This window comes from Bacillus sp. 05T22 (genome assembly GCF_056396765.1).
Window position 1 is genome coordinate 1 of sequence record NZ_JBFTMC010000158.1, and the last position, 7,783, is coordinate 7,783.

A 7,783-nucleotide genomic window follows, 5' to 3' on the forward strand; every position below is an offset into this window, starting at 1 on the left:
ATATATTCTTTCCTTAGCCCATAAACWACAGATTCCTGTTCAAGAAGAATTATTCAGTATTCGTGATGTCTATAATGCTGACGAGTGCTTTTTTACAGGAACAACTGTAGAAGTGCTGCCTATGACACATCTTGATGGAACTGCCATCCAAAATGGGCAAGTTGGGCCAATCACCAAACTACTACAAAAAACATTTGTCCAAAGTTTTTCAACTTCTAATATCTCATTACCTTAAACACGAACATTTTAAATTTCACAATAAAATAATGTATGTATTTTCGTTCAAAATCAAGGTGGAGCATGCACCCTGATTTTTTTTTCGTAATATTTTTGACATATTCAGATTACCGCATAAGCCTTGACAGTAATCGACATGCCTTTTAGAATTTTTAACAGTTGGTAAATATTTCATTACTATATTACAGACAGAAAGGAATCGACAAAACATGAAAAAATATCTTGCCGGTCTTGCGGCAGTGTCTGTAGCAGGAGGAGCAGCCCCGACATTAGATAGCGTTCAAGCTGCCCCTGAAAATACACAAAAGCCTGCTACACAAACTGTTCAAGCTGCACCACAAAACAATTCAAACTACACAGTTACTGCTGACGTATTACACGTTCGTTCAGGAGCTAGCACTTCTCACGACATCATCTCTCGCGTATATGAGGGTCAAAAATTAAACGTAATCGGTGAAGAAAACGGTTGGGTTAAAATTAACCATAATGGTAAAACTGGTTACGTTAGTGGACAATTCGTATCAAAAAATGGTGCAACACCAAACGTAAGCACAGGTGGCAAAAACAAAGTTACTGCTGATGTATTGCGTGTTCGCACAAGCCCAAATGCTTCTAGTTCCATTATGGGACGTGTATATGAAGGACAAACATTGCAAGTTATTAGCATAGAAAACGGATGGGTTAAAATTAACCATAACGGCAAAACTGGTTATGTTAGTGGACAATTCGTATCTGGCATTTCTTCAAATGCTGGTTCTTCAAATAACAACAATGTTCAAGCAGCAAGCGGAAACTATACAGTAAATGTATCTTCTCTTCGCGTCCGTACAGGCCCTAGCACTTCTCATACAGTTTTAGGATCTATTCATAAAGGACAAGTTGTACAAGTTGTTGGCGAAGTTCAAGATTGGTTCAAAATTAACTATGCTGGACAAACTGCTTACCTTAGCAAGGACTACGTAACAAAAGGTGGTTCTAGTAACGATGTTGTCCAAGGTAATGATCAACAACAAGAAATCAATAACAACGTAACTGTTCAAACTGGCGGTACTTATGTTGTTAATACAACATCATTACGTGTTCGTACAGGCCCAGCTACATACCACGGTGTACTTGGCGGCGTATTAAACGGTCAAACATTAAACGTAATTGGTGTAGAAAATGGTTGGTACAAAATTAATCATCACGGTAAAACTGGCTATGTAAGCAGCGAATTTGTGAAATTTGTTAAAGGTGGCACAACGACACCGGAACAACCAAACCAGCCTGAGCAACCACAAACCTCTGTTGGTGAATACTACATTAATGCGGCCGCATTAAATGTACGTAGCGGCGAAGGTACAAATTACAGCGTAATCGGTGCTCTTCCACAAGGTCAAAAAGTACAAGTTATTTCTGAACATTATGGATGGAGTAAAATTAACTACAACGGTCGCACTGGCTATGTAGGAACTCGTTTCCTATCTAAAACACCAGTCGGTGGCGCTGTAGACAATAAACCTAACAACAGTAACAATAACAACAACCAAAATAATAATAACAACGCAGGCAACACAAGTGGTGATACATCATCTATTCTTGCATATGCAAAATCAATGCAAGGCGTACCATATGTATGGGGTGGCACTTCTGCTAATGGCGTTGACTGCAGTGGTTACATTTTCCACGTATTTAACAAATTCGGTCACAACGTTAGCCGTCAAACTGTAGCAGGATATTGGAGCAGTCTACCAAAAACTTCAAATCCACAACCAGGCGATTTAATCTATTTCCAAAACACTTATAAGCCAGGTCCTTCTCACATGGGTATCTACCTTGGTGGCGGATCATTTATTCAAGCTGGTGACAACGGAGTTAAAATTGTTTCAATGAATAACTCTTACTGGAGCAGCCACTTCTTAGGATATACAAAAGCACCTTAAGTCATAGTTTCAGAGTCTTCTAGATTACTAGAAGGCTCTTTTTATATAAAGTGAAACTTTAATCAGTGGGGGTTTTACGGGCAGTTGATCTCCCACCTAACCTCTTTGCTTTCACCGCATTTTGAGGTGGGAATATTACTGCCCGTTAATGCGGGATAAATCCTTTTGATTTTTTGCATATAAGTCGCTGCTACGAAGAACAAAAGGTGACCTGCTCTCTTTTTCTCCTTTTGTTTTCAATTCGGCACGAGGCGAAAAAAGGCCCTGGCCGCTTCTATCCATGGCCGGACGCTCTCTCCCTACCTATAAAAGAAAAGTCTTTATCATTTTTTTAATTCGTATTTCTACAAATATGTTTCTCTCCTCTTATTTCATACACTATATTCTATAAAAACAGCTCATAACGTTATAATAATGAATATATCCCCCTAAAAAGCATAACCTATTTCACCTCCATAAGATTGATATGTGTTTTCTTAAGGAATTTTCTTTCTATTAAAATTTTTCAATAGACGTTTGACCTCTGATGTCCGGTGTGATAAGTTACTTAAGATGCTATTTTCGTAGAGTATAGACATCTGTTATATATACTTTTTTACTATGAGAGAGGAGATTTACACTACATGAATGTTTTATGGGGAATTGGCGGCGTGATTGGAATTTTAGCAGTTGCTTTTTTACTATCTTCCAACCGCAAAGCTATTAATTGGCGCACAATTTTAATCGCGCTAGCATTACAAATTACGTTTTCTTTCATCGTGTTACGATGGGATGCCGGAAAAGCTGGCTTAAAAGTTGCTTCTGACGGCGTTCAAGGCTTAATCAATTTTTCTTATGAGGGAATTAAATTCGTCGCTGGTAACTTATTAGATAAAGATGGTCCTTGGGGATTCATTTTTGTCATTCAAGCACTACTTCCAATTGTATTTATTAGTTCATTAGTAGCAATTTTATATTATTTAGGTATTATGCAATGGTTCGTTAGTATCGTTGGTGGTGCATTAAGCAAACTTCTTGGCACTTCTAAAGCAGAAAGTTTAAATGCAGTAACAACTGTTTTCTTAGGACAAACAGAAGCACCAATTTTAATTAAACCGTACTTAGCACGTCTAACCAACAGTGAATTCTTCACGATTATGGTAAGCGGTATGACAGCTGTTGCTGGGTCAGTTCTTGTTGGTTATGCAGCAATGGGAATTCCGCTAGAGCACTTATTAGCAGCAGCAATTATGGCAGCACCATCAAGCCTATTAATTGCAAAACTAATTATGCCAGAAACAGAAAAACCGGATAACAATGTAAAACTTTCTACAGAGCGTGAAGATGCTAACGTTATCGATGCAGCAGCACGCGGAGCTTCTGAAGGAATGCAACTTGTTATTAACGTTGCAGCAATGTTAATGGCGTTCATCGCATTAATCGCTGTATTAAACGGCCTATTAGGATGGGTTGGATCTTGGTTCCATATTAAACTTAGCCTTGATTTAATCTTTGGATATATTCTATCTCCATTTGCTATCTTAATCGGTGTTTCACCAAACGAAGCTGTACAAGCAGCAAGCTTTATCGGACAAAAGCTTGCAATCAACGAATTCGTTGCATATGCAAACTTAGGTCCACACATGGCAGACTTCTCTGATAAAACAAATATGATCTTAACATTTGCAATCTGTGGCTTTGCAAACTTCTCTTCTATCGCAATTCAATTAGGTGTAACAGGGACACTTGCTCCTTCTCGCCGTAAACAAATTGCACAGTTAGGGATTAAAGCAGTAATCGCTGGTACACTAGCGAACTTCTTAAATGCAGCAGTTGCAGGTATGATGTTCTTATAATAAAAATCGAGCTGATCCGAATTTTCGGGTCAGCTTTTTTTATGAATGTATTTCACATACGCCCAGCTCTTTACGTACCTATTTATCAGAAGCCTCTTCCTATACTTACGCGCTAAAAATAAAAAACAAATTATCGGATGGGACAAGACAGTCAGGTTTAAAAAGTAAAAGTGGCAGCGGCTCGTTTAAAATTAAACAAACGTTTGATTAAAAAAATAAGCACAGAGCGCCGTATGCTCTGTGCTTATTTTTACTTTAAATCTATATATCGGACAATACCCCTTAGTCGAAAGTAATATTTTCACGTCCATCCCCCAACGAACGATCTACTTTCATTTATATACGAAAAAGTGACTGCTATTTTTGTAAAACCAATTGCTTCTCTTGCTGTTCTTTAGACACTTCAGTCTTTGGTTCCGTGTTTTCTTGGACACTGCGATGTGCCACACGTTTCAAACAAATATGCTTCCACTTTCTTTCGTAACGCTTCATTATTCTAGTTGTCCCCCTTGAATACGCTTAAAAACCATTTGAAATCGCTTACAGGAAATAATATAGCACATATACGCAAAAGTGACAACACATTTCCGACAAATTTTTGACAAAAATATGGATTACTTTTGACAATATATCAGCGGTTCGACACAACTTATCGACCATTCGACAACCTGCGACAACTGCTAATCAACAGGAATTCGCACAACCTACCAAAAAAGAGCTGATTCAAAATCAGCTCTTTCCTTCTATTATTTATGGTGATGACGAACTTCCTTCTGTAATTCTTTAAATAGGGAAGCAGCCATAAAGAAGATAACAAATACAAACGGGAATGCTGCGATAATCGAAGCAGTTTGCAATGCCTCTAATCCACCTACATATAATAAAATCGCTGCCAATGCTGCTTGAACAAGACCCCAAACCAGTTTAATACGATTTGGGGGATTTAAACTACCATTTGTCGTTAACATACCAAGAACAAATGTCGCAGAGTCTGCTGAAGTAATAAAGAATGTTGAAATCAGTAAAATCGCAAGAACAGATAAAGCTGGTCCTATGCTGCCCATATGATCTAACATAGCGAATAATCCAATTTCTGTACCCATCTCTTTAATTTGTCCATAAATATTTGCTCCATCAAACATCTCCATGTGAATACCTGTTCCCCCAAATACAGAGAACCAAAGCGCACCAATAATTGTTGGAACGAGCAACACACCAATAACAAACTCACGAATCGTACGTCCACGTGAAACACGGGCAATGAATGTACCAACGAATGGGGACCATGCAATCCACCATGCCCAGTAAAATATTGTCCATGATTGAATCCATTGGTTACCACCCTCATTTAATGGGCTTAAACGGAAGCTCATACTTGGCAACTCTTGAATGTACGAACCGATTGTAGAAGTAAAGTAATTCATAATAAAGTTCGTTGGACCTGCAAATAATAAGATTGCCATAAGTGCAAAGGCTAAAATAATATTTATATTACTTAAATATTTAATCCCTTTATCTAATCCTGTTTGTGCAGATAACATATATAGGACCGTTACTACCCCAATAATAACTAACTGCGTTGTTAATGAGTTTGGAATAGATGTTAAGTAACTAAGGCCACCTGCAATTTGTTTTGCTCCAAGTCCTAATGAAGTTGCAACACCGAATACTGTCGCAAATACAGCTAATACGTCAAACGTATGTGCGATCCGTCCGTGCTCACCACTCTTAAATAAAGAACCAACTGTTGCACTAATTGTACTTGGTTTCCCTTTTCGGAACGTAAAATAAGCAATACAAAGTGCTACAAGTGCATACAAACCCCATGGATGTAATCCCCAATGGAAGAATGAAAAACGAAGTGCAAGACGTGCACTCTCTTCTGTTGCACTCTCCCCAAATGGCGGTGCGTATAAATGATTTAATGGTTCCGCAACTCCCCAAAAAATCAAACCGATTCCCATGCCGGCACTAAAGAGCATAGCGAACCAGGTCATATAACTATAATCAGGCTTATCATCATCTTTCCCTAAACGGATCGAACCATATTTTGAAAAGATTAAAAAGATAGCTAAACCTAAGAAAACAGAAACAGAAATGATATAGAACCAACCAAATTTACTAACTAATGCAGTTTGAATTGCAGTAGTCACATTTCCTAAATTACCTTTTCCGATTATAGATTCGGGAATAATCCCCCAAATTGTAAATGCAATACATAATGTTAATGAGACAATAAATGTTTTTGTCAGTTTCCTCATAAAATCCCCCTTTTGTAGGTTTCTTTTTTTCGTAAAATGACTCTAATTACGATATGTTAAATCGGATAGAGTGAAATATTTCTTGCGGTGATTTTCTTCCAGCTCTCTAAAATCAGCCTTCACCAATTAGAATTCTTATGGACAGTTCAGCCTCCATATAACCGTTCGGATTATAAAATGGAGATGTTACCGCCAAATCGTGCGAGATAGATGCGGATGGGAGTGTGTTTCCCAAAAAAGGTGTGTTACAGTTGGAAAAAAGCCAAATTTACGGATGGCAGCTCTTTCTTTTTGTAACAATTATGCGGTTGTTTTTGTAAGGATATAGCACTTCTTTGTGAATACACAAACAAATTGTTTATGTTTATATAACTATTTTAGTCACAAATCGACGAATTACTCAAGGATTGTAACCATTTAGTAAACCTACCGTAATAACTGCGTAACATTATTAGCTCAGTTGAAAAATATCCTCTGTGCTATAGGTAATAGAGATATCTATCAAACCTCTTAAAAACACGGAATGAAAACCGCTTTCTATTATTTCTTTCTATATTACARAGYATTAATGATTKRTTACGAATSGTTTGTAATTGTGTGATWTCCYAAATYMCSWAAAAAACTGTTGCTATAATGAGGACACGAAAACAAASSSAATGGAGGCTATCATGAAAAAATTAATTGGTATAGCARCRGCAGCGGTTTTTGGTCTTGGGATTTTCACTACTTCTGCAAAAGCAGAAACTGTTGTAACAACAGASGTATTAAATGTACGCGAGAACCCAACTACTGAATCACAAGTTGTAGGYAAAGTATTAAATGGTCATAAATTAGATGTTACAAATACAGAAAACGGATGGTCAMAAATCAAATTARATGGTAAAGACGCATTCGTAAACGCAGAATTTAYAAAAAGCATCTATTACGTAACAGCAAACGTATTAAACGTACGTGCTGAAGCAAACACAAACTCAGAAATTCTTGGTACGCTTAAGAAAGACGATATGATCGAAACAACGAACCAAGTACAAAATGAGTGGTTACAATTCGAATATAATGGGAAAACRGCTTACGTTCATGTTCCTTTCTTAACAGGTACAGCACCTGTTATTGAAAAACAAGAAACGCCTGCTCCTGCTCAAGCTGCAGCACCTGCTAAAGCAGAGGCAAAAGCACCAGCAGCACAAGAAAAACYAGCTRCTAAACCTGCTGTCAAAGCAGCAGAAACAAACACTCCTTCTGGTGGTCGTGAACTAACAGTTGAAGCTACAGCATATACAGCTCATCCGAGTGAAAATGGCGGCACATATGGTGGTCGTGTATTAACTGCAATGGGTCATGACCTAACAGCGAATCCAAACATGAAAATGATTGCTGTTGACCCGAAAGTGATTCCACTTGGRTCAAAAGTATGGGTAGAAGGTTACGGAGAAGCAATCGCTGGTGACACTGGCGGCGCAATTAAAGGTAACCGTATCGACGTTCTAGTTGGCTCTGATTCAGCTGCTAACAAATGGGGACGTAAATC

General features: G+C 37.9%; 5 protein-coding genes and 1 pseudogene. 4 read left to right on the forward strand and 2 right to left on the reverse strand.

All coding sequences use genetic code 11. The features are described 5' to 3' along the window. The 3 genes and pseudogenes from AC1DIT_RS26080 to AC1DIT_RS26090 form a co-directional block, all read left to right on the forward strand. Positions 1 to 235 (forward strand): annotated as a pseudogene (locus AC1DIT_RS26080) (D-amino-acid transaminase); the annotation flags it as partial. Between the two features lie 211 nt (positions 236 to 446). Beyond that, positions 447 to 2,159 carry a C40 family peptidase gene (locus AC1DIT_RS26085; RefSeq protein WP_016132414.1) on the forward strand — a complete coding sequence of 571 codons (1,713 nt, stop codon included), beginning with the start codon at positions 447 to 449 and terminating at the stop codon, positions 2,157 to 2,159. Between the two features lie 623 nt (positions 2,160 to 2,782). Further along, the gene (locus tag AC1DIT_RS26090; protein ID WP_016112583.1) at positions 2,783 to 3,994 is read left to right on the forward strand and encodes a NupC/NupG family nucleoside CNT transporter; all 1,212 of its coding nucleotides are present in this window, start codon (positions 2,783 to 2,785) and stop codon (positions 3,992 to 3,994) included. 357 nt (positions 3,995 to 4,351) lie between these two features. Here AC1DIT_RS26090 and AC1DIT_RS26095 read toward each other — a convergent pair whose 3' ends face one another. Then, positions 4,352 to 4,486, reverse strand: coding sequence for a hypothetical protein (locus tag AC1DIT_RS26095; protein WP_003205060.1), 135 nt, complete (start codon positions 4,484 to 4,486; stop codon positions 4,352 to 4,354). Positions 4,487 to 4,740: 254 nt separating this feature from the next. Next, positions 4,741 to 6,255 carry a glycine betaine transporter OpuD gene (gene opuD / locus AC1DIT_RS26100; protein ID WP_016112584.1) on the reverse strand — a complete coding sequence of 505 codons (1,515 nt, stop codon included), beginning with the start codon at positions 6,253 to 6,255 and terminating at the stop codon, positions 4,741 to 4,743. Positions 6,256 to 6,911: 656 nt separating this feature from the next. Between opuD and AC1DIT_RS26105 the strand changes: the two genes are divergently transcribed. Further along, positions 6,912 to 7,783 (forward strand): cell wall-binding protein EntA (locus AC1DIT_RS26105; RefSeq protein WP_476998519.1); only part of this gene is annotated, 872 nt, incomplete at its 3' end.

What these genes read in the sequence shown, in the direction of transcription:
- AC1DIT_RS26090 (WP_016112583.1), top strand. Translation starts at nt 2,783, where the DNA reads ATGAATGTTTTATGGGGAATTGGCGGCGTGATTGGAATTTTAGCAGTT.
- AC1DIT_RS26085 (WP_016132414.1), top strand. Translation starts at nt 447, where the DNA reads ATGAAAAAATATCTTGCCGGTCTTGCGGCAGTGTCTGTAGCAGGAGGA.
- opuD (WP_016112584.1), bottom strand. Translation starts at nt 6,255, where the DNA reads ATGAGGAAACTGACAAAAACATTTATTGTCTCATTAACATTATGTATT.
- AC1DIT_RS26095 (WP_003205060.1), bottom strand. Translation starts at nt 4,486, where the DNA reads ATGAAGCGTTACGAAAGAAAGTGGAAGCATATTTGTTTGAAACGTGTG.